The organism is Prosthecobacter sp., from assembly GCF_029946185.1.
Lineage (GTDB): Bacteria > Verrucomicrobiota > Verrucomicrobiia > Verrucomicrobiales > Verrucomicrobiaceae > Prosthecobacter.
In genome coordinates, this window is the sequence record NZ_JAQSEA010000186.1 from 1 (window position 1) to 20,875 (window position 20,875).

Here is a 20,875-nt window from a genome sequence, read left to right on the forward strand (position 1 = left end):
CTTCTCCGCGAAAGGCGAAGATGGCGACGCACCATTTGCAAAAGGCAGCGGGGCTCGTACCATCCTCGGACGCCACCATGTCTTCCCCTCCCGTCGTACTCACCATCGCAGGTTCAGATTCTTCATGCGGAGCGGGCGTACAGGCGGATTTAAAGGCCATCTCGGCCCTCGGCGGCTACGGCTTGAATGCGCTGACCAGTGTGGTTTCGGAGACGCCCGGCCTCGTTTCGCAGGTGTGCCTGTTGGAGGCAGATTTCATTGCAGATCAGGTGCGTGTGCTGTTTGGCGGCTTCCCGATTGCCGCCGCGAAGACTGGCATGCTTGGCGGGCGAGATCAGGTGCATGCCGTGGCAAAATCCTGGCTGCAGTTCGGCCACGGGCGCATCCCCCTCGTGGTGGACCCGGTCATGATCGCCACCAGCGGCGGCAAGCTTCTTGAAGACGCCGCCGTTTGCACCTTAATCGATGAGCTGCTCCCGCTCGCCTCACTCATCACGCCGAATCTGGACGAAGCCCGCGTGCTGTGGGATCGCGAAGTCCCTGACATTGAGGCGATGGAGGACTGCGCGCGCGAGTTGAGCTCACGGTTTGATGCCGCAGTGCTGGTGAAAGGCGGGCACCTGCAGGGAGATGCCGCCGATGTCCTTTGCGTGGAAGGCGAGATCCTCTGGCACACCGCACCACGTACGCCGGGGGTCCGCACGCATGGCACAGGCTGCACGTTTTCCGCAGCCATCGCCACCGCTCTGGCCCACGGAATGGGCCTGAATGAAGCCGTGGCGAGATCCAAGGAATTTGTCAGCCGCGCCATCGCCCAGCATTTCATGTGGCAAAATGCTGGCGCGGGCCCCGTACATGCTCTCAATCACCTCCAGCAGACCGACGCATGAGAAGACTCGCCCTCATTTTGACCTTCACCACCTCCTCCGTGTTCGCCGTCAGCGGCACCGAGCAGCCGAAAGAAGTGAGCCAGGCGGGCATCCAGACGGCGTTTCGCATTCTGCAAAAGGAGTACATCCGCAGCAGCGACCTGACCTTTGACGTGCTGAACCGCGCCGCGCTCTCCGGCCTGCTGCAGCGTCTTGATTTTGGTGCTGAACTGGTGCCGCGCACGAGTGAAGCCAAATCCGGCGCGCTCTCCGGTGTGCAGGCCGAACTGCTGACGCCGCAGATCGGCTACCTTCGGCCGCGTGAATTCACGCAGCGCGAAACCAAGGAACTGGAGCAGCATCTGCGTGACTTTGTGGGCAAGAAGGTCGGGCACCTCATCCTCGATCTGCGAAGTCCGGCACCACCTGGAAACTTTGATGACGCAGCGGACATGCTGAGCCTCTTCCTGCCGAAAGGCGAAGTCCTGTTTAAAATGAAGCAGATGGGCCAGACGACCTCCGAAGTCGAAACGAATACCCGCGAGCCGGTGTGGTCCCAGCAGTTGCTTGTCCTCGTGGATGATGAGACCAACAACCTCGGTGAAACCATGGCCGCCGTGTTGCGCCAGCGGAAGCAGGCGCTTTTGATCGGCTCACCGACTCGCGGCGGTGCCGTGCGCTATGAAACGGTGCCGGTGGATGCCGAGTGGTCGCTGCGCTTTGCCCGCGCCGAGGTGCTGCTGACGGATGACAGCTCAGTGTTTAAAAAGGGACTGCAGCCAGATTTCGCGATCTTCCTGCTAACCACGATCAAGCGCCAGGTATATCACGCCACCGATGCCAAGGACGTCAAAGAATCCATCATCGACAAACCGCGTCCGCGTTTCAACGAAGCCGCGCTCGTGGCCAACACCAATCCCGAACTCGATTCCTATCTCAAGCGTTCCGCCGGTGAGGCCCTGCCGGAGGATGAGGCACGCCCCTCTGACACTGTGCTGCAGCGTGCAGTGGACCTCATCACCACACGCACCTTGTTTCAATCCGCCAAGATCGACTGGAAGCGCAAAGCTTCCGGCAACCAAGAACCCCCGGCACGCCGTGCCATTCCCGTGACGAAGTGATGGAGATCGCCCACCAAGTTGAAACCGTCGCCATGATCCGTCGTGTGCTCAGTCCGCGCACCTGCCACGCCGTGCTGCCGAATGGCAAAGAGATCTTTGGCACCATTAAGAAAGAGCTGGCTGATTTTCCTTTGGTGGAAGGTGCGGCCGTGCGCGTCAGCTTGTACGTCAGCGACTTTTCATATGGGGAGATGCTCGGAAAGTGAAACGCTTTTCCTAACGGGCCAATAAAGACGCGCACCCACCGGCCCAACACACTCCCCCTGCCCGAGGGCGGAGAACACCGCGACCGGGCAATTCGTAGCGAAGGGGGTATAGACAGCCTCAGGCTGCCCCGGACGGAGCTTGAAAACCCGCCCAAAGTTTACCGGTTGTCCAAATCCCACCCGCTGCGCCCAAACTCATAGGGTTCATCAGCACGACCTTGACCAGGGGTCCAAGTGACTGGAAAGGCCTGTTTGATTTGCCCGTGGTATTTCGAAGGGTGATCATGGAGCTGAAACGGCACGCCTGGAGTGGCACGGATTTCCTGAGCGGAGTTGTTGAGCACGGTCGGCTTCACCTCCCAGTTCTTGCCGTTCGGGTAATAGAATTGCTGCGAGTCGTGGCGGTAGTAGGCCTCGTAACGCGGGTAGTACGTGTAATTACCAGCACTGCCGAGCCGGGGTGCCAGAACCGACAAACCCAATGGATAACCGTAACCCCGGGTCATCGGGCCATACTTGATATTACAGGCCGGGAGAAGGAGCTGGAGGAACAGTGTGACGCAAAGGAGGGAGCGTGAATGCATGGGCAATGTTTAGCGGGATTTCAGAGCGTGGCAATTGAGGGAGTTAAATGCGGAAAGGTGGATGGCAAGATTACAAAGATGCCAGCCACCTGAGAGGCAGAGGCTTATGGCGTTTCCCAAAACAGATTTTCGGAAGCAACGCATGGCGGCGCTCGACGGCGATTGGAGGACCTAGCGCCCTACCTTGCCAAGCGCCTGCCTGGTTACCGGGCACGCGTATTCCCAGCGCTGGTAAGGCGGGCTGTCCTTCGTAGCTCGACGCAGGAGAGCGAAGAAGGAAGCCCATGATCTGCGCGCAAGAAACAGCACGCTCAACGGAAATGAGTTTTGGAAACTGCTATATTCGGGCCACCTGCCCTGCCTCAATCGATTGCACGCTTGGGCGGGGCGATATTCACAGCACCGGGAACTCCTGCGCCGGGACGCGGCGGGGTGGGTACGAGGCGCTGGATTTCGTAGCCGGAGATGTTGACCGCGAGGTCGAGCTTGGCGAGAAATTCCCAAGTGGCTGCGACGCCGACTTCATCGGCGAGTTTTCGGGCTTCTAGATAGGCTTCGAAAGCATCCGGCATGACCTGGAAGATCGCGACGCCGTTGGGATCTTCCTTGATGTCGCGCATGAGGCGAATGTAGGGGGAGTTGGGCTGCTTCATGGCCTCAATGGTCTCGCCGCCGCCGCTCTTGGGGGTGAGCTCCAGCCGCACATAAGGGAGGGCGGGGACGATCTTGGGGTCGAAGGCGTAGGCCCCTGAGAGCAGTGGGCTGGAGGCGGCACGCTTCAGCATGGCCTGAATGCGGGCGGCATCGTAAATGGTGCGGGCCTTGCTGGCGTTTTCGATGCCTTTGACCTTGGCGAGGTCATGCACATATCCGGTGATATCCTTCGCGTTGACTTTGACGTCCTTGGTGAAGGAGCCCCAGGTGAAGCTGATCTTACCACCGCCGACGGTGGCTTTGATCACTGGCTTGGTGGGATCGCGGGAGGGGTCCAGTTTGACCCATGGGGCTACGTCCCCTTTGGAGGCGGCGACGATGGCTTCGGCGACGACGGGCATGAGCTGGCGGGTGGCGGCGGCGACATCTGCAATGTCGATGAGCATAGCCTTGGTGGGTGTAAAGCCGCCAATGACGAGGGCTTTGTAGGCCTGGGCGACGTATTCAAGCTGCACGCGATCCACCAGAGGGGCGATTTCCGGCCAGGCTTTTTGGGCATTGGCGGGAGTGACGAGGATGGTTTCGAGCAGCTTGGCAAAGGGTCCGTACTCGGCATTTTTGAATTCGAGCTGTGAGCGCACTTTCTCCATGCCATCCAGGATGGGCTGCATGAATTTGGTCTGGCTGAAAGAGAGCACGCCTTGTTTTGCCACGAGGATGCGGGTCTCGTTGGGCTTCTCTGGAAAGGGGCGCGGATTGGGCAGGCGGATGTAAATCGACGGCGGGGGGGTGAATACCGGCGTTTCATCCAGGAGGGCTTTGAGGCGCTCCACTTCGGCCAGGAGTTTGTCGGTCTCGACCTTGTTGGCCTCGCGCTCTTTTTTGCGTTCCTCGATCTGCTTGGTGAAGGATTCGAGGTCCATGAATTTCATCTTGGCCTGCAGCTCAGCGGTGTCGATGCTCTTGAGCTCTTCGACGGCCTTTTTCATGTCTGCCTCGGCCTGCTTCTGATCTTCTTCCACCTTCTTGGGATCGGCGGGAGGAGGGGGCAGTTTTTTGGCTTCTTCGACCACTTTCGCCAGCTCTTCCGGCGTGACCGGCGGGAGTTCAGAGAGAATTTTCTGCACGACTTGCGCCGTGTTGAGAGCCATGACCACGAACACGATCATGAGCACCCCGACGACGTTCGTCACGGCGTCCATGAGGGAGTCGAGATTGAGTTCGCCGTCGCCGCCAGCTTTTTTCTTCGCCATCGTAGTGAGGGAGTTGCAGGTTACTTGGCCTTAGCAGGAGTTTGGGCCTTCGTTGCAGGAGGGGTGGTGCCACCAGGTGCCGCAGGGGCAGCAGGAGGAGGGGTGCCGGGGGCCGGTGCGGGGGCACCAGGGGCCGGTGCGGGGGCACCAGGGGCTGGTGCGGCAACGGGCGGCGGCGGGATCTTGCCGCGATATTTGTCAAACATGGCGAGGTCGAGCACGCCTTTGCCAGGAATGGGGAGCTTGCCGACGCGTACTTTGTAGTCGTTTTCGGCGCGTCCGGCACCGTTGTTGAAGGCGCCCTGTCCGTCGTCACGAATCAGGAAGAGCACGAGGGCCTTGGGATTCTTGGCTACTTCGGAGAGGAAGTAATTGTAGGCCACGTCGGCGACGACGACGGAGGCGCTGGCGCTGAGGCGGTAGTCTTCACCCCAGGCACTGAGGATTTTCAAACCGCCGCCGCTGGCTTCGACAAAATAGACCTTGGTGTCTTCAGGCATGCCGCTGCCGGAGGGCTGCACGACGACTGGCGGCACTTTTTTATCTTCGGGCACATGGCGCTTTTTGATCTCGGCCATGAGGGTGGCGATCTCTTTTTTGCTTTCGACCTGCTGCTGCTTCATGCCTTCGATTTCGAGGAGGAGGTCATCAAGCTCCTTCTGCATCTTCTGGCTGATCTTGAGGTTGGCGTCCTGAAGGTCCTTGGAGGTGGCGAGCAGCTTGCGCAGTTTGATGTACTGCTGCTGCTTTTCCTCCAGCTCCTTCTGCAGCTTTTCCAGGGTGGCGAGCTTTTCTTTGACGATGACATCCTGATCTTTTCGTTCTTCAATCTCCTTCTTGAGCTTGATGAACTCCTGAGCACGCTGGATTTCCTCCGCAGTGCGGCCCTGGGCCTTGCCCAACTGCGAGACCACAAGCAAGACGATCATCAGGACCAGCGCCCCGATGAGGCAGGCCAGAATGCTGAGGAACGGGAAGAGTGAAACCTCCCCGGCATCTGATGCTCGGCGTTTTGCCATGATGTGTGCGTATAAGTGGGGGTGCTGCGGTTATTCGCGGCTGAACCAGCCCTTCTTCTTCACCTGGTGGATCATGATCTGCTTGCCGCCGAGTTCGGAGAGCAAGGTGTTCAGACTCTGAATGCCGCTGGAGAGAGCACGAGTGTAGTCGGTGGTGGACTTGACGCTGTCCTTGACGGAGTTGGTCATGTCTTCACGCATGCGGTTGAGCGCGATGGCGAATTCGGAGTCCACGCGTTCCTGATGCGCAGCGGCGCGTTTGTCGAGGTTGTCGGCCTGCTCCCTGACGTGTTTGGAGAGGGCGTTGAGGTCCACGAGGAACTCTTTTTGGGAACTGGCGACTGCTTTGACCAGGGTGTCCATGATGCCGTTGGTGTCGCCACCGGCCACGCCGCCGCCGTCGTTGAGGCGTGGCATGAGCACTTCATTGCAGAAGGCGTCGATGCTGTTGAGGTTGTCATCCTCCGCCTTGGAAATGGCGTTCATGGGGAAGTTCAAGAACATGGCCAGCACGAGGCCGAGGAGAGTGGTGTCGAACGCGGTACCCAGACCGCTGGTCACCTTGCCCAAAGATCCCATGACCTTGGAGATGTCGCTGACTTGGAGATCGATGCTGCCGATGGCCTGGGAGAGACCGAGCACCGTGCCGATGAACCCGAGAATCGGGATGGCCCAGAGGAAGACTTTGATCAAAGAAAAGCTGCCGCCGATGCGGGAGCCGTCAATGTCTGACTGGGCGCTCATCATGTTGGAGACCTCGCCGTTATTCTGACGAATTTCGAAGAGTTCGAGGCCCTTGCGAATGCGGTTCACCATCATGCTGTCACGCAGGCGGGAAGGCAGGCCGTAGAGGTGGTCGATGAAATGGCCGACGTTTTCGTGATTGATCTCCTGGCCGAGTTCGACGGGGACAACGTCGAGGATCATGGCGTCCTTTTGATGACGCAGCTTCTGGATTTTGAGGTAGATGAGGCCAATGGCCCAGAAGAAGAAGAAGGTCTCCATGTAGTTGACCCAGGTGCGCTCTAGAAAGAGGTCATGCAGGTAGTCCATGGTGTCCACGGGCGGCGCGTTGTAAGCGCCCTTGCCAAACGGAAACATGATACCAAACCAAGCGAGTGAGGCCACGGCCCCAATCGCCAGGGCGAGCCAGGGATTTGGGTTGGTCGGATCGGTCTCTTCCCAGCCGCCACGTTCTTTAGGCTGGTAGGCGGTGTGTCCGGGTGCCAGATCAGGTGCGGAGTGCCCATGTTCATACTCAGAACCGTAGGCGTCGTTTTCAGCAGGGGCAGGAGGCGTGATGCCGCTGGGGGAAGGCATCCCTGAAGGTGATGGCAGCCCCGAAGGTGCGGGCAAGCCGGAGGGCGCTGGCAGCGGTGCGGCGAGGGTGGCTGGAATGCTGAGCTTGGTGTTACAGCCGGGGCAGCGGACGGTTTTCCCGGCCATCTCCGGCTCGGCTTTGAGTTGCATGTCGCAAGTGGGGCATTTGAACGTCACAGATGATTTCCTCCAGGGTGTGCTTTGAAAAAGGTGTGCTGCTATTTAGCGAAGGCCATACTCCTTCGACAAGATATTTCTTGGGCTGAATTTCACATGAACCACAAAGATACCAAAGCGCCAGTCAAAGGTACATATTTTGACCGAGCGGCCCCTCTCTGCGGTCCGGCTCACAGCAGTTCTTCCACGAACCGCTTCGATTCAAACGCTTGAAAATCTTCGACGCTTTCACCCAGTCCGATGAAACGGGTGGGCACGGCGAGTTCCTGCTGGATCGCCACAAGCACGCCACCTTTGCCACTACCATCGAGCTTGGTGACGATCACACCGGTGAGAGGGATCACTTTATTAAACTCACGCGCCTGCTGCAGGGCATTGGCCCCGGTGGTGGCATCACAGACGAGCAGCACTTCATGGGGAGATTCGGCATCTTTGCGCCCGAGGATGCGGTGAATCTTCCGCAGCTCCTCCATGAGATTATGCTTGGTGTGCAGCCGCCCGGCGGTGTCGCAGATGAGGAAGTCCGCCTGCGTCTTCACCGCCTTTTCATACCCGTCAAAACAGACGGATGCGGGATCGCCATTCGGCGGGCCGACGACCAGGGGAATCTTCAATCGATCAGCCCAGACGGTGAGCTGCTCCACCGCAGCGGCGCGGAAGGTGTCTGCGGCGGCGAGGACGACCTTGTAGCCGCGCTGGTGGAGGATGTGCGCCAGCTTGGCCGTGCTGGTGGTCTTGCCGGTGCCATTGACGCCGACCATGAGGAGCACTTTGGGCTTGCCGGGGATCGGTTCGAGGGCCGGCACGGTCTCGGGCAAAATCTTGCGCACATGCTCGCGCGCCACCTGCACGATGTCCGTGCCGTGCAGCGTGCGCTGGCGTGATTTGAGATCTGCCACGATCTGCTGCGCGAGGCGCGGCCCGAGATCTCCGGCAATGAGAGAGGCCTCCAGGTCATCCCAGTCGATGTCGGGCTTGGTGAAACGCTGGATGAGTGATTTAAAAAAACCGGCCATGACTAGAGATCAGAAGGACGAATGTGGAATGACAAATGGGTCATTGGCTCTGCATGCGGGTTAGAGATTTGAAGCTGCTCCCGCCGGGGCCTCGACTGGGTCGGGGGTGCTCACGGGTTGCTCGACTTTTTTGGGCTCGGGCTTGCGCAGTGAACGCGCCAGCTTGTCGAGCACGCCATTGACGAAGGAGCCGGACTCGCCGGCGCTGAGGGCCTTGGCAATGTCGATGGCTTCGTTCAAAATCACGGGCGTGGGCACCTCCGGGCAGTAGAGCAGCTCGTAGGAGGCGACGCGGAGCACGTTGCGATCCACGGCGGCGAGCCGTACAAAGCTGAAGTTTTCCAGCAGCTGGGTGATGCTGGTGTCGATCTGCGCTTGATGGGTGAGAACTCCCTTGATCAAGTTTTCAGCAAAGGCCCGGGTGGAGGCCCTGGCGCTGTGCAGCGACCAGAAGTCCTCCGGCTCTCCGGGCTTTTCCTCCCCTTGGAGATCACGGGCAAACAGAAATTGAATGGCGGCCTCACGGCCTTCGCGGCGTCTTCCCATGATGTTAGGCGTGGTCAAGGGGTTCGCCGGCAAAGCTGGTTTTCATTTTGCCGAACAGATTGATCATCTTCACGCAAGTCTGCGCGGCTTCCGTGCCACGGTTGATGGTGGCGCCGAGACAGCGCTCTTCCGCCTGCTCCTCGGTGCTGACCAGCAGCACCTCATGAATGACGGGAATGCAGTGCCTCACCGCCATCTGTTGCAGGGCATCGGTGACCGAAGCACCGACAAGGTCGGCATGCTCGGTGGATCCACGGATGATGACGCCGAGGGTGATCACGGCATCTGGCGCGCTACCGCGCAGCACGTGCTCCACACAGACGGGAATCTCGAAAGCGCCGGGCACGCGATAGACATCGACGGAAGCATTGGGGGCGATGACTTCGATCTCTTCCTTGGCGGCATTGAGCAGGCCTTGGACAAACTGGTTATTGTACAACGAAGCGACGATGGCGATGTTGATCGGATCCTGGGTGGGGCGTGGACGACTGGAGGCGTAATTGGACATGTGGAGGGAATGACGAAATCAGAATGACGAACGAGGAATGAGAAGGAGTCCGAGTTGAGGGCTACGAATGGGTGATGATGGAAGCAGTGCAGTCAGGTCCGGGCATCTGTCATTCACAGCTTGTGCCCCATCTTCTTCTTCTTCGTCGCAAGGTAATGCGCGTTCTCGGGCTTGGGCGTGGATTTGACGGGGACTTGTTCGACGATTTCAAGCTTGTGGCCTTCAAGACCGACGACTTTGCGCGGGTTGTTGGTCATGAGCAGGAGCTTGCGCACGCCGAGGTCGGAGATGATCTGCGCGCCGATGCCGTAGTCGCGCAGGTCCATGGGGAAGCCGAGTTTCAGATTGGCTTCGACGGTGTCAAAACCCTCCTCCTGGAGCTTGTAGGCCATGATCTTGCCATGCAGGCCGATGCCGCGCCCTTCGTGGCCGCGCATGTAAACGATGATGCCCTTCCCTGCAGAGGCGATGTGCTTCATCGCGGCATGAAGCTGGCTGCCGCAGTCGCAACGGCGTGAGGAAAATACATCGCCAGTGAGGCACTCGCTATGCACGCGCACGAGCACGGGTTCATCAGGTACGATGTCTCCCATGACAAGGGCCACGTGATGCACGCCATCGAGGGTGCTCTTGTAGAGGTGGAGCTTGAATACGCCGAAGTCGGTGGGCATGTCCACGACCTCGATCTTTTCGACGAGCTTCTCACTGAGGCGACGGTGAGCGATGAGATCGGCAATGCTGCACATCTTGAGGGCGTGCTTTTTCGCGAACTTTTTCAGGTGCGGCAGCCGCGCCATGGTGCCGTCGGCATTCATGATCTCGATGAGCACGCCGGCTTCACGCAGTCCGGCGAGGCGGGCGAGATCCACAGCGGCCTCGGTATGGCCCGCGCGGCGCAGGACTCCGCCGGGCTTGGCGACGAGGGGATTGATATGGCCGGGCTGCACGAGATCGTCAGGGGTGCTCTGGGAATCTGCGAGGAGGCGGATGGTGCGGCAGCGGTCTGCGGCGCTGATGCCGGTGCTGATGCCCTTGGCGGCGTCCACGGTGACGGTGAAGTCGGTGCGGAAGGCTTCGCGGTTTTCCGGCACCATGCTAGGCAGATTGAGTTTCACGGCGATCTCCAGCGAGACGGGGACGCAGAGCATGCCGCCGCCCTGCCGCACCATGAAGTTCACCATTTCAGGGGTGATTTTTTCGGCGGCGCAGATCAGGTCGCCCTCGTTTTCGCGGTCTTCGTCATCGGTGACTATGACCATGCGGCCAGCGCGAATGTCTGTGAGAACAGACTCCACGGAGTCAAAAGCGGATTCCTTTTTGCGGGGCATGAGAGAGGTGTAAAAGAGCCAGCGCCGCAGGGCTGCGGCGTTTGGGTCGGATGATTAGCCGGTTGAAGACTGTTTTCCAGTGCGAGTTGCTTTTTCGTTGCTGTTGCTGAGAAGCTTCGCGTAATGTCAAGTCATGCCTCCTCCTACCAAAGTCAAACGCCCGTCCTCGGTGACGGTGGGGGAGTTTTTCACTCTGAATGAAAAGTCGCTCAAGCTGAAGCTGATTGGCAGCGATGCGGGCTACACGCGCAAGATCAATGAGCCCTCAGTGAACCGCCCCGGCCTGGCGCTCTCCGGCTTTTTCACGTACTTTGCCTACAAGCGCGTACAGGTCATCGGCAACTCGGAATGCTCATTTCTCGAAGGCTTGGACCCCAAGCTGCGCGCCGCGCGCTTCAGCCAGCTCTGCTCCTGGGACATCCCCTGCGTGGTGATCGCTCGCGGCCACCGCATTGACGATGAGCTGATCCAGATCGCCAATGAGGCGGGCATCTCCGTCTTCCAGACCAGCATGATGACAATGAAATTCCTCAATGCGGCGACCATCAAGCTGGAGTGGGCCTTTGCCCCTACCCTGCTGGTGCATGGCTGCCTCGTAGATGTGCAGGGCCTCGGCGTGCTGATCCAGGGGGACAGCGGCTGCGGCAAAAGCGAAAGCGTTATAGGGCTGCTCCAGCGTGGTGCCAGCCTGGTGGCGGATGACGCGGTGCGGCTGCGGCTGATCGAAGACCGCGAGGTGATTGGCTCCGCCCCGGACATCACCCGGGGGATGATCGAGATCCGCGGGCTGGGCATCCTGAACGTGGCCGCGCTCTTTGGCGTCAGTGCCGTGCGCCTGAGCAAACGGCTGGATTTGATCGTGGAACTCGTGCGCGGAACGAAAACCGAAGACATGGAACGCGTCGGGGTGAACACCGAGACCCGCGACATCATGGGACTGAAGGTCGGGCGCGTGGCGCTGCCGGTGGAGCCGGGCCGCGACGTGGCCGGATTGATCGAACTGGCCGCCATTAACTTTAAATTACGCACCTTTGGCTACAACAGCGCCGTAGAGTTTGACCAAAGGTTGTTGAAAAAGATGACGGATGATCAATTAGGTTAGCCGCATCATAGAACCCCCTTCCCATGAGCATTCAAAAAGAACTCACGATCCGCAACAAAATGGGCATGCATGCACGCCCGGCGGCGCAGTTCGTCAAGCGTGCCAGCAAATACCAGTGTGACGTCTGGGTTGAAAAAGACGACGAACCCGTGAACGGCAAAAGCATCATGGGCCTCATGATGCTCGCCGCAGGACGTGGCGAGACCATCAAAATCATCGCCGAAGGCAGTGACGCCGAGGCTGCCGTGGCCGACCTCGAAGAGCTCGTCACCTCAGGTTTTGGGGACGTGGAGTGAGTGTGGCTACACCGGAGAGGTGAAAGCGGAACCCAAAAGGTTTCTTCAAAATCCCACCACGTGCACGCGCGTTGATCGTGGAGTCCATCGGATGTGTTGAAATAGACAAAGGAATGGATCGGCATGGGAATGCCTGAATTCGGGTCTGGTCATTCCTTTGCCTAACATTCCTTTGCCAAAAACAAAGGCGATGAATGCACTGCTCGTGAAGTCAGTCGGATGTGTTGCAAAGAGCAAGGCACTTCACTTTTTCGCCGAGGTGGGCACCCGGGGAGACACACGGATCTCGGTCTCCACATCCACCACGGGCGGCGGCGGCTCCTTCAGCATCTGCAGCATCATCACCCCGATGAGGTAAATCAGACCGCCGCCGATGCCGGCCCCGATGGCAATGAAACGCCGCTGCCAGGTATGCTCCTGATCAATGACATACCAGAAGCGCATGCAGAACAAAATCCAGATGACGCTGGCACCGAGAACAAGGAGATGACCTGAGGACATGGGATGGATTCTGGCGCGAATTCCTGCCGCCAGCGACAGAAAAAACAAAACCCCGCACAGGGCGGGGTTTTGCACACTTGAATTGAATCGCGAACGATTAACGCTTGGAGAACTGGAAGCGTTTGCGGGCGCCTGGGCGACCTGGCTTCTTACGTTCCTTGGCGCGGGAGTCACGGGTCAGAAGACCGTTCGACTTCAGGACGCCGCGAAGCTCAGGGTTCACGCCGATCAAAGCGCGAGCGATGCCAAGACTGACGGCACCCACCTGGCCAGTGCTACCACCGCCGCTGGCGTTCACCTTGAAGTCATAGGTCTGACGGGAATTCGTGAGAGCCAGTGGGGACAGAACCTGGTTCTGCAGAGCAACGGTCGGGAAATACTCTTCGAAGTCGCGTCCGTTGATGGTAATGTTACCGGCTCCTTCAGTGATGAAGACGCGGGCGATGGCGGTCTTGCGGCGGCCGGTGGTGGTTTTGAGAGGCTTGCTCATGCGATAAGTAACGATGGAAAAGGAATTAGGCGATGGCGAAAGGCTTTGGATTCTGCGCCTCATGCGGATGCTCGGCACCATCATAGATCTTGAGCTTGCCCATGACCGAACGGCCAAGGCGGTTGTGGGGGACCATGCCCTTCACAGCGCGCTCAACGAGAAGCTCTGGACGGCGGGCACGCACGCGCTCGACGTTTTCGATCTTCTGATTGCCGACGTAGCCGGCTTTCGAGGTGTAAATCTTCTGCTCCTCTTTCTTGCCACTGAGGCGGACTTCGGCGGCGTTCAAGACGACCACGAAATCACCAGTGTCAACATGCGGGGTGAAGGTAGGCTTGGTCTTGCCGCGCAGGAGGTTTGCGGCTGCGACTGCGACGTCTCCAAGAATTTGGTTCTTGGCGTCGATGACCCACCATGTGGGGTTCTGCTCCTGGGCTTTGGCTGAAAACGTCTTCATTAGTGCTATGTACGAAAGATCTTCCGACTGGGGAAGAAGGGGCCGCGATGGTAAGAGGATTGGAGAATGTGTCAAGGTGGAAACCTAGTTATTCACAATGAAAAGAGGCTTTGGGGCGCATTTTTTGAGGATTGCCTGGCTTGGGCAGGCTGGGAACCCCTATTTTTCACTTCCGCCACAGCCACTTCATCGCCTCAGGAAAGACACTCGCGCCCTGTTTGCTATTATGCGCGCCGTCCCCAAACGTGAAGGTGTAATCGTACTGCTGGTAGGCCAGCGCCTTCGCCATCTGCTGGTTCGCCAGCGGCCAGTTGCCGTAGGGATTGTCCAGATCGCTGCTGCCGTCCTGCAAATACACGCGCAGCGGTTTGCGCTCCGCCAGACGGATGATGGAAGGATAAACATGCCCGCCCGCGAGATCGACGTAGCTGCCAATGGTGGAGAAGACCTTGCGAAACTTGTCCGGCCTCTCCCATGCCACCGTGAAGGCGCAGATCGCCCCGCTGCTCGCCCCCGCAATCGCCCAGCCTTCAGGATTCTCCGTCAGCTTGTAGTCCTTCTGCACCTGCGGGATGATTTCCTCCAGCAGGAACCGCGCATACACATCCCCCAGCGAGTTGTACTCCTTGCCCCGGTTGTTGTTCTTCCACGCGCTCTGCGGCTTCGTGTCCCCGCTGTGCCCCGGATTGATGAAGACCGCGATCGTCGGCTCCATGTCCCCGCTGGCGATCAGATTATCAAACACCACCGGCACCCGCCACGCGCCCTTCAGGCCCACGTAGTCATGCCCATCCTGAAACACCATCAGGTTCGCCGGCTTCTCCGCCTTGTACTGCGCCGGGATGTAGAGCCACCAGTCACGCTTCGTCCCCGCATAGATCTTCGACTCATGCACCGGCATCGCAATCACCTTCCCCTTCGGCACATCCGCACTCTCCTGCGATAGAGGCCCGAGCTTATAATCATCCACCGCGAGAGCCGTAAATGAGACTGAGAGAAGGAGTGGCAAAAGGAGGCGCGACGTCATGACCACAGAAAAGCGGGATTCGCGTCTCAGGTCAAGGATTCCTCGGCGCGCGGACCTCTAAGTCCGCAACAGAAGCCCCCCGTGAAGCGTATGTTGTTTCGCTTGAATGCCTTAAGCATGGCCAGGAATTCAAGCCGCGTTTTGTTTCTCCGCAGATCCAGGAAACCCGCAGATTAGATTCATGAAATAATCTGTGGGTTTCCTGAATCTGCGGTAAAAAAACTCTGGCCACCACCTCCTTGTTCAGTGGCTGGAGGCGACGCCCTCACACAAAAATCTCCACGACTTCACACCAGTTGCGGCGCAACTGGGCTACTTTAAAAGCGGAACACCACCTCACGCCATCCTACCGCAGCACTGCTTGTACTTCTTCCCACTGCCACAAGGGCATGGGTCGTTGCGGCCGACGGTGGTTGGGGCGGCTTTGGGGCGAGGCTTGGCGACGCTGCTTGGCAAGATGAGGCGGGGGCCGTCACGGCCTGGATTCGGCGGAGCTTCCTCGGCTTCTTCTTCCTCCTCCTCACGGCGCTGCGGCGCATCGTTTTCACCGCCTTGCAAGGCCATCTGGGCCAGGAACTGCTCAAACGCGGCCAACTGCTGCGTGCTGCGGAAGAGATTGCCCAAGACTTCTCCGTTGATGCTGTTCATCAGTTCCGCGAAGATCGTGAAAGCTTCCTGCTTGAACTCGATGAGCGGATCTTTCTGGCCGTAGGTGCGCAGACCGACACCTTCTTTCAAGGCATCCAGCGCATACAGATGCTCCTGCCACAGACGGTCGATGGCATTGAGGAGGATCATCTTCTCGATCTCCTGCAGCGCGGTCGGATTGGCCGTGCCAACCTTCACTTCATAAGCACCGAGGATCTTCTCCTTCAAGTAGGCGGACTTGGCTTCAAAATCGAGCGCCTTGAATTCGTCATCCAGCGTCCGCAGGCCCACGGGGAACGTCATGTTCACCCAGGCCAGCAGGCCTTCGTAGTCGGCATCGGCATCGTTCTTGAGGTCCTTCGACACAAATGCGCCGAGGCGTTCGGTGACGCCCTTTTCCACGGCCTCATTGATGAGGATGCGGGTGTCGTTGCTGTTGAGCACGTCGTTGCGCCATTCATAGACGACCTCGCGCTGCTGGTTCATCACGTCATCGTATTCGAGGACGCGCTTGCGCCAGACGTAGTTGCGCTGTTCCACGCGCTTCTGCGCGGTTTCCACGCTGCGATTGAGCCAGGGGTGCTGAAGTTCTTCACCCTCCTTCATGCCAAAGCGCTCCATCATCTTCGTCATGCGCTCGGCGGCACCGAAGTTGCGCATGAGGTCGTCTTCAAAGCTGAGGAAGAATTTGCTTTCGCCGGGGTCTCCCTGACGTGCGGAACGTCCGCGCAGCTGGCGGTCCACGCGGCGGCTTTCATGACGCTCGGTGGCCAGCACGAAGAGGCCGCCGAGTTCGGAGACGCCTTCACCCAGCTTGATGTCCGTACCACGACCGGCCATGTTGGTGGAAATGGTCACGGCGGAGCGATGTCCGGCTCGGGCGACGATTTCAGCCTCCTGGCGGTGATACTTCGCATTGAGCACGTTGTGCGTGATCTTCTGCAGCTTCAGCATGCGCGAGACCATTTCCGAGGCTTCAACGCTGGCTGTGCCGACGAGGATCGGCTGGCCCTTGGCATTGAGTTCGCGGATCAGTTCGATCACGGCGGAGAATTTTTCGCGGCGTGTCTTGTAGATGCTGTCGTTGTGATCCTTGCGCTTCACCGGACGATTCGTCGGGATGGTGAGCACATCGAGGCTGTAGATGTCATGGAACTCGGCAGCGTCGGTTTCAGCCGTGCCGGTCATGCCGCCCAGCTTTTGATAGAGGCGGAAGTAATTTTGAATGGTGATGGTGGCCAGCGTCTGGGTCTCGGCGTCAATCTGTACGCCTTCCTTCGCTTCCACGGCCTGGTGCAGTCCATCGCTCCAGCGGCGGCCAGCCATTTTACGACCGGTCTGCGCATCGACGATGACGACCTTGTTTTCCTCGACCACGTACTCGACGTCCTTCTCATAGAGACAGAAGGCACGCAGAAGCTGGCTGATCTGGTGAATGCGCTGACCCTGGTGGGAGAGGCGGTCCTGCATCTCCGTCTTCTTGCGGGTGCGGGCTTCTTCGGAGAGCGTCATATCGCCATCGATCTCAGAGTACACCGTGGCGATGTCGGGAAGCACAAAGGCGTCCGGCTCGTCGGGGCTGAGGAAATTGCGACCCATCTCGGTGAGATCCGCGTCGTGGGATTTTTCTTCGATGAAGTAGTACAGTTCTTCCTTGAGCCTGAAGAATTCCACCTTCTGCGTGTCGGCGTAGAGCGAGAGCTCGGCCTTTTCCATCGCACGACGGAGTTCGGGGTCCTCCATGCAGCGGGTCAGCGCACGATTCTTCGGCTGGCCCGTCTTGACCTGGAAGAGTTTCAAACCGGCCTGCTCCAGCACACCGGCGGCGGCGGCTTCCTTGGCCTCCGTGATCAGGCGGTTGCACAGCGTGTTCTGACGGCGCACAAGCTGATCCACGAGGGGCTTGTAACGCTCATACTGGTGATTGCTCTCCGCAGCCATGACCGGACCGCTGATGATCAAAGGCGTGCGTGCTTCATCGATGAGCACGGAGTCCACTTCATCCACGATAGCGAAGTAGTGGCCGCGCTGCACCTGCTGCTCCTTGCTGGAGGCCATGCCGTTGTCGCGCAGGTAGTCGAAGCCGAACTCGCTGTTCGTTCCATACGTGATGTCCGCCTGGTACTGGTCACGGCGCAGGTGGCTGGGCTGATCATTCTGAATACAGCCGACCGTGAGGCCGAGGTATTTGTAAAGGCTGCCCATCCACTCGCTGTCACGACGTGCGAGGTAGTCATTCACCGTGATGACGTGCACGCCACGGCCGGTCAGTGCGTTCAAGTACACCGGCAGCGTACCAACGAGAGTCTTCCCTTCCCCGGTCGCCATTTCAGCGATCATACCGCGATGCAAGGCCACACCGCCGACGAGCTGCACATCGAAATGCACCATGTTCCAGCCCAGCGGCTGGTCACAGACGACGATCTCGCGTCCGCACATGCGGCGGGCGGCGTTTTTCACCACGGCATAAGCTTCCGGGAGAATGTCATTGAGCATCTTCGACTCGATCTCGGGAAAGTCCGGCTGGATGGCGTTCCACGCTTCACGCGCACGGTCGATGCGTGCCTTCTTGTCATCCAGAGCAGCGCCGTTCCAGGCGGCGCTGACAAGGTAATCATTCTCCAGTGCAGGGAAATGCGGCTTCAGAGCGGCGAAATACTTCTCCACCGATTCCAGGCAGGCATCCACGGCACCTTCATCAGCGATGCGCAGGCTCACCCCGCCGAGGAAGGGCGGCGTGTGAAAGGCGCGGAACTGCGCCTGCCATTTCTGGGTGCGCTCGGTCAGCGCCGACTCCGGCTCGTTTTGAAGCAGGGCTTCGATGCGGTTGATCTCGGCCACCGCAGGTTGAAGCTTGCGCACAGTGCGCTGATTCTTGGTGCCGATGATTTTTTTGATGATCCAGTTGAACATGGGGAAATGAAATACGCCGCCCGGCGCACATTGGCCAGGTCGGTAGGGGGAGGCCGAATGTGGCGGAAGTCCGCCAACGCGCAAGGACTCAAACAGGCCGTCTTAACGAAGCACCGCATCCTTTACCCGGCGCGGAATCATGGCATTGCGTACCACTTCGGGCTGCACGCTGCGCAGGAAATCGAGCAAAATCACCGGTGATTCGACGATCATCCGCTCAATCTGGTCACGCCGGTGCGTCCAGCGTGAGTTGCGGTGGAGGTAGTCGAGATCGGCGAGGATTTCATCGACATCGCCCTCGCTGAAGCCAGCGAGCTGAAACGCATAGGGGTCGTAAAGGGGCATGGCGGCGGGCGGTGAAGAAGCGCTGATCAAATCGAGAATGCGCGCTCCGACAAGCGCTTCCATCTTCAAATTTTAGACAACGAGTGACATTGCCAGCGGTTGTGATGTAGCTTTTCGCCGCGCGCCACGTTTAACTCGCACCTCATGCCCCGCATCCTCTGGCAAAATACGGACATCACCTGGCTCGCTGCCGTGGTGGTTCTTCTTGTCATCGGACTGCTCTGGCTGGGCTACCGCCGGTCTCCGCTGCACGGCTGGCGCAAATTCGCGGCCATGTCCTGCAAGCTCGCCGCCCTAGCGCTGCTCGCACTCTGCCTGCTCGATCCGCTGTGGACGCAGCAGCAGCCGAAGAAAGGCGAGAACGAGGTCATCGTGCTGGTGGACACCAGCGCCTCCCTCGACACCGCCGAAAAGCCGGGCGAGCCCACGCGCGCTGCCCAAGTCACCGCTGCACTGAATTCCGGCGAGGCAGACGCGGCATGGATCAAGGCGCTGAGCGAGGACTTCCGCCTGCGCCTCATGACCGCAGGCGCGCAGACGCAGAGCGTGCCGCACTTCCGCGCCTTGAAGTTTGACGGCACACGCTCCGATCTCTGCCGCACCCTCATGACTCTTCGCAGCGGCGGCTCAAATCTGGCAGCCGTGGTACTGATAAGCGATGGCAACGCCACCGATGCCTCAACGTGGAAGGCGGAGGCCAAGGGCGCACCCATTTTTACCGTGATTGCTGGCAAGGATGCCCCCACCCCTGATCTCTCGATCCTCGATGCCACCGTGGCAACGAGTCCCTTTGAAGACGCGCCCATCACCCTCACCTCCCGCGTTTCTGCCCACGGTCTGAACGGCAAACAGGCCACCCTTTCCGCGCTGGATGAGCAGGGAAAGGTCATCGTGACGGAGAAAGTCACCTTCAATGGCGAATCGCCGCAGACCATGCGCCTGCGCATTCCGGTGGCGAAGCCGGGCGTGTCCTTCCACAAACTCGAACTCAAGGCCGAAGGCGTCCAGGAGGCCACGCTGGCCAACAACACACGCCTGCTGGCGGCGGATCGCGGCTCAGGCCCTTACCGCGTGCTTTACATGGCGGGCAGGCCGAACTGGGAGTACAAATTCCTGCGCCGTGCCATTGCCAGCGATGACGATATCCAGATGCCGAGCCTCGTCCGCATCGCCAAACGCGAGCCGAAATTTGAATGGCGCGGCCATGCCGGTGAGAGCGCCAACCCCTTGTTCCGTGGCTTTGGTGCCAAGGAAGGCGAAGAAGCGCAGCGCTATGACCAGCCGGTGCTGATCCGCCTCGGCACGCGCGATGCCAAGGAACTCAGCGACGGCTTCCCCAAGTCTGCCGAGGATTTGTTCAGCGAGTATCGCGCCATCATCATCGACGATCTCGAAGCCTCCTTCTTCACCCAGGAGCAGATGCATTTGATCCAGCGTTTTGTCAGCGAGCGCGGCGGCGCGCTGCTCATGCTCGGCGGGCAGGAATGCTACCAGTCAGGCGGCTATGATCACACGCCCATCGGCAGCATGCTGCCGGTGTACCTGGACCGCACAACCACGACGGGCCCGATGCTGGATGCGCGCTTTAATTTGACCCGCGAAGGCTGGCTTGAGTCCTGGATGCGGCTGCGCACGGATCGTGAGGAAGAGGAAAAGCGCCTGTCCGCGATGCCTGCCTTTCAAGCCATCAATCAAACCTTCGCCATCAAACCCGGCGCCAGCATTCTCGCCACGATTTCGGATGCCGCGCAGACGACCATGCCAGCCATCGTGTCCCAACGTTTCGGCGAAGGCCGCGTGGGCAGCATCCTGGTGGCCGACCTCTGGCGCTGGGGCATGAATGATGCCGACTCACGCAAGGACATGGAGCGTGCCTGGCGGCAGCTCATGCGCTGGCTCGTGGTGGATGTCGCCGACAGCATCACCTTCAATCCTGAGATTGATGCCGCCGATCGCGAGCGCGTGAAGCTCTCCGTGCGTGTGCGTGACCGCGCCTTCAAACCCCATGGCGATGCGCTGGTGAAGATCGAAGTCACGCAGCCCGATGGCAAAAAATCCCAGCTCTTCGCCGAGCCCAGCCTCAAGGAAGCGGGGCTGTTTGAAACCGAGTTCTTCTCCGCCAGTTCCGGCAACTACCGCGCCACCGCCACCGTGGAGGACATGGAAAAACACACACAGCTCGGCATCAAGACCGCAGGCTGGGCCTACGGTCCGCAGGCCGAGGAGTTCAGCCGCCTCGCGCCCGACCGCGTCTTCATGCAACGCATCGCCACCGAGACGAACGGCCAGATGCTCGCGCTTGATGAAATCTCCAAGCTGCCTGAGATGCTGAAGAACATCCGCGTCCCCATCGAGGTCACCCTTTCAACACCGCTGTGGCATACGCCATGGGTGTTCCTAGCGCTGCTGCTGCTCATCAGCGCCGAGTGGTTCCTGCGCAGAAAAGGTGGCATGGCATGAAGAATAAAGTACTCGCGGGCTTCAGCCCGCTCCGG

The 20,875-nt window shown here is 59.5% G+C and carries 20 protein-coding genes; 6 read left to right on the forward strand and 14 right to left on the reverse strand.

Features of this window, described 5'->3' with window-relative positions; translation table 11 throughout:
• Positions 1-77: 77 nt before the first annotated feature.
• From thiD to PSV43_RS16030, 3 genes are read left to right on the forward strand one after another with little or no spacing between them, the layout of a single operon-like run.
• Complete coding sequence (gene thiD, locus PSV43_RS16020) at positions 78-890, forward strand: bifunctional hydroxymethylpyrimidine kinase/phosphomethylpyrimidine kinase (RefSeq protein WP_300199439.1); 813 nt, start codon at positions 78-80, stop codon at positions 888-890.
• Positions 887-1,990 carry a S41 family peptidase gene (locus PSV43_RS16025; protein WP_300199441.1) on the forward strand — a complete coding sequence of 368 codons (1,104 nt, stop codon included), beginning with the start codon at positions 887-889 and terminating at the stop codon, positions 1,988-1,990. The genes thiD and PSV43_RS16025 overlap by 4 nt, the downstream gene beginning before the upstream one ends.
• Positions 1,990-2,196 carry a hypothetical protein gene (locus PSV43_RS16030; RefSeq protein ID WP_300199443.1) on the forward strand — a complete coding sequence of 69 codons (207 nt, stop codon included), beginning with the start codon at positions 1,990-1,992 and terminating at the stop codon, positions 2,194-2,196. The genes PSV43_RS16025 and PSV43_RS16030 overlap by 1 nt, the downstream gene beginning before the upstream one ends.
• 158 nt (positions 2,197-2,354) lie before the next feature.
• On the opposite strand, the gene PSV43_RS16035 is transcribed toward PSV43_RS16030, so the two are convergent.
• The 8 genes from PSV43_RS16035 to PSV43_RS16070 form a co-directional block, all read right to left on the reverse strand.
• Positions 2,355-2,780 (reverse strand): hypothetical protein, encoded by a 426-nt coding sequence (locus tag PSV43_RS16035; protein ID WP_300199445.1) that lies wholly within the window; start codon positions 2,778-2,780, stop codon positions 2,355-2,357.
• Between the two features lie 362 nt (positions 2,781-3,142).
• Complete coding sequence (locus tag PSV43_RS16040) at positions 3,143-4,687, reverse strand: hypothetical protein (protein WP_300199447.1); 1,545 nt, start codon at positions 4,685-4,687, stop codon at positions 3,143-3,145.
• 20 nt (positions 4,688-4,707) lie between these two features.
• Positions 4,708-5,706, reverse strand: a complete 999-nt coding sequence (locus PSV43_RS16045; protein WP_300199449.1) for a hypothetical protein — start codon at positions 5,704-5,706, stop codon at positions 4,708-4,710.
• Between the two features lie 30 nt (positions 5,707-5,736).
• Positions 5,737-7,176 (reverse strand): MotA/TolQ/ExbB proton channel family protein, encoded by a 1,440-nt coding sequence (locus PSV43_RS16050; protein ID WP_300199453.1) that lies wholly within the window; start codon positions 7,174-7,176, stop codon positions 5,737-5,739.
• Between the two features lie 197 nt (positions 7,177-7,373).
• Positions 7,374-8,219 carry a signal recognition particle-docking protein FtsY gene (gene ftsY / locus PSV43_RS16055; RefSeq protein WP_300199456.1) on the reverse strand — a complete coding sequence of 282 codons (846 nt, stop codon included), beginning with the start codon at positions 8,217-8,219 and terminating at the stop codon, positions 7,374-7,376.
• A gap of 60 nt (positions 8,220-8,279) precedes the next feature.
• Entirely contained in the window at positions 8,280-8,765 is a 486-nt protein-coding gene (gene nusB / locus PSV43_RS16060; RefSeq protein WP_300199459.1) for a transcription antitermination factor NusB, read from the reverse strand.
• 4 nt (positions 8,766-8,769) lie between these two features.
• Entirely contained in the window at positions 8,770-9,273 is a 504-nt protein-coding gene (gene ribH, locus PSV43_RS16065; RefSeq protein WP_300199462.1) for a 6,7-dimethyl-8-ribityllumazine synthase, read from the reverse strand.
• 113 nt (positions 9,274-9,386) lie between these two features.
• Positions 9,387-10,601 (reverse strand): bifunctional 3,4-dihydroxy-2-butanone-4-phosphate synthase/GTP cyclohydrolase II, encoded by a 1,215-nt coding sequence (locus tag PSV43_RS16070; RefSeq protein ID WP_300199465.1) that lies wholly within the window; start codon positions 10,599-10,601, stop codon positions 9,387-9,389.
• Between the two features lie 133 nt (positions 10,602-10,734).
• On the opposite strand from PSV43_RS16070, the gene hprK reads away from it, so the two are divergent.
• Together hprK and PSV43_RS16080 are read left to right on the forward strand one after the other, a co-directional pair.
• Positions 10,735-11,703, forward strand: coding sequence for an HPr(Ser) kinase/phosphatase (gene hprK / locus PSV43_RS16075; RefSeq protein WP_300199468.1), 969 nt, complete (start codon positions 10,735-10,737; stop codon positions 11,701-11,703).
• A gap of 23 nt (positions 11,704-11,726) precedes the next feature.
• Complete coding sequence (locus tag PSV43_RS16080) at positions 11,727-11,999, forward strand: HPr family phosphocarrier protein (protein ID WP_300199471.1); 273 nt, start codon at positions 11,727-11,729, stop codon at positions 11,997-11,999.
• Between the two features lie 243 nt (positions 12,000-12,242).
• Here PSV43_RS16080 and PSV43_RS16085 read toward each other — a convergent pair whose 3' ends face one another.
• The 6 genes from PSV43_RS16085 to PSV43_RS16110 all read right to left on the reverse strand — a co-directional run bounded on the left by PSV43_RS16085 (position 12,243) and on the right by PSV43_RS16110 (position 18,380).
• Positions 12,243-12,500, reverse strand: coding sequence for a hypothetical protein (locus tag PSV43_RS16085; RefSeq protein WP_300199474.1), 258 nt, complete (start codon positions 12,498-12,500; stop codon positions 12,243-12,245).
• A 97-nt stretch (positions 12,501-12,597) separates the two neighbouring features.
• The gene (rpsI, locus tag PSV43_RS16090; protein WP_300199477.1) at positions 12,598-12,990 is read right to left on the reverse strand and encodes a 30S ribosomal protein S9; all 393 of its coding nucleotides are present in this window, start codon (positions 12,988-12,990) and stop codon (positions 12,598-12,600) included.
• Positions 12,991-13,015: 25 nt separating this feature from the next.
• Positions 13,016-13,447: a 50S ribosomal protein L13 gene (rplM, locus tag PSV43_RS16095; RefSeq protein ID WP_300199480.1), complete on the reverse strand. Its 432-nt coding sequence runs from the start codon at positions 13,445-13,447 to the stop codon at positions 13,016-13,018.
• 166 nt (positions 13,448-13,613) lie between these two features.
• Positions 13,614-14,474: an alpha/beta hydrolase-fold protein gene (locus tag PSV43_RS16100; protein WP_300199483.1), complete on the reverse strand. Its 861-nt coding sequence runs from the start codon at positions 14,472-14,474 to the stop codon at positions 13,614-13,616.
• Between the two features lie 336 nt (positions 14,475-14,810).
• A complete protein-coding gene (secA, locus tag PSV43_RS16105) occupies positions 14,811-18,035 on the reverse strand; it encodes a preprotein translocase subunit SecA (protein ID WP_300199486.1) in 3,225 nt (1,074 codons plus the stop codon).
• Between the two features lie 102 nt (positions 18,036-18,137).
• Positions 18,138-18,380: a hypothetical protein gene (locus tag PSV43_RS16110; RefSeq protein WP_300199488.1), complete on the reverse strand. Its 243-nt coding sequence runs from the start codon at positions 18,378-18,380 to the stop codon at positions 18,138-18,140.
• Between the two features lie 144 nt (positions 18,381-18,524).
• Here PSV43_RS16110 and PSV43_RS16115 point away from each other — a divergent pair, with 144 nt between their 5' ends.
• Complete coding sequence (locus tag PSV43_RS16115; protein WP_300199491.1) at positions 18,525-20,840, forward strand: glutamine amidotransferase; 2,316 nt, start codon at positions 18,525-18,527, stop codon at positions 20,838-20,840.
• The last annotated feature ends 35 nt before the right edge of the window (positions 20,841-20,875 follow it).

Bases quoted from the DNA above. Each gene is read 5' to 3' on its own strand.
- thiD (WP_300199439.1), top strand. From the start codon at position 78: ATGTCTTCCCCTCCCGTCGTACTCACCATCGCAGGTTCAGATTCTTCA.
- PSV43_RS16025 (WP_300199441.1), top strand. From the start codon at position 887: ATGAGAAGACTCGCCCTCATTTTGACCTTCACCACCTCCTCCGTGTTC.
- PSV43_RS16030 (WP_300199443.1), top strand. From the start codon at position 1,990: ATGGAGATCGCCCACCAAGTTGAAACCGTCGCCATGATCCGTCGTGTG.
- PSV43_RS16035 (WP_300199445.1), bottom strand. From the start codon at position 2,780: ATGCATTCACGCTCCCTCCTTTGCGTCACACTGTTCCTCCAGCTCCTT.
- PSV43_RS16040 (WP_300199447.1), bottom strand. From the start codon at position 4,687: ATGGCGAAGAAAAAAGCTGGCGGCGACGGCGAACTCAATCTCGACTCC.
- PSV43_RS16045 (WP_300199449.1), bottom strand. From the start codon at position 5,706: ATGGCAAAACGCCGAGCATCAGATGCCGGGGAGGTTTCACTCTTCCCG.
- PSV43_RS16050 (WP_300199453.1), bottom strand. From the start codon at position 7,176: ATGCAACTCAAAGCCGAGCCGGAGATGGCCGGGAAAACCGTCCGCTGC.
- ftsY (WP_300199456.1), bottom strand. From the start codon at position 8,219: ATGGCCGGTTTTTTTAAATCACTCATCCAGCGTTTCACCAAGCCCGAC.
- nusB (WP_300199459.1), bottom strand. From the start codon at position 8,765: ATGGGAAGACGCCGCGAAGGCCGTGAGGCCGCCATTCAATTTCTGTTT.
- ribH (WP_300199462.1), bottom strand. From the start codon at position 9,273: ATGTCCAATTACGCCTCCAGTCGTCCACGCCCCACCCAGGATCCGATC.
- PSV43_RS16070 (WP_300199465.1), bottom strand. From the start codon at position 10,601: ATGCCCCGCAAAAAGGAATCCGCTTTTGACTCCGTGGAGTCTGTTCTC.
- hprK (WP_300199468.1), top strand. From the start codon at position 10,735: ATGCCTCCTCCTACCAAAGTCAAACGCCCGTCCTCGGTGACGGTGGGG.
- PSV43_RS16080 (WP_300199471.1), top strand. From the start codon at position 11,727: ATGAGCATTCAAAAAGAACTCACGATCCGCAACAAAATGGGCATGCAT.
- PSV43_RS16085 (WP_300199474.1), bottom strand. From the start codon at position 12,500: ATGTCCTCAGGTCATCTCCTTGTTCTCGGTGCCAGCGTCATCTGGATT.
- rpsI (WP_300199477.1), bottom strand. From the start codon at position 12,990: ATGAGCAAGCCTCTCAAAACCACCACCGGCCGCCGCAAGACCGCCATC.
- rplM (WP_300199480.1), bottom strand. From the start codon at position 13,447: ATGAAGACGTTTTCAGCCAAAGCCCAGGAGCAGAACCCCACATGGTGG.
- PSV43_RS16100 (WP_300199483.1), bottom strand. From the start codon at position 14,474: ATGACGTCGCGCCTCCTTTTGCCACTCCTTCTCTCAGTCTCATTTACG.
- secA (WP_300199486.1), bottom strand. From the start codon at position 18,035: ATGTTCAACTGGATCATCAAAAAAATCATCGGCACCAAGAATCAGCGC.
- PSV43_RS16110 (WP_300199488.1), bottom strand. From the start codon at position 18,380: ATGCCCCTTTACGACCCCTATGCGTTTCAGCTCGCTGGCTTCAGCGAG.
- PSV43_RS16115 (WP_300199491.1), top strand. From the start codon at position 18,525: ATGCCCCGCATCCTCTGGCAAAATACGGACATCACCTGGCTCGCTGCC.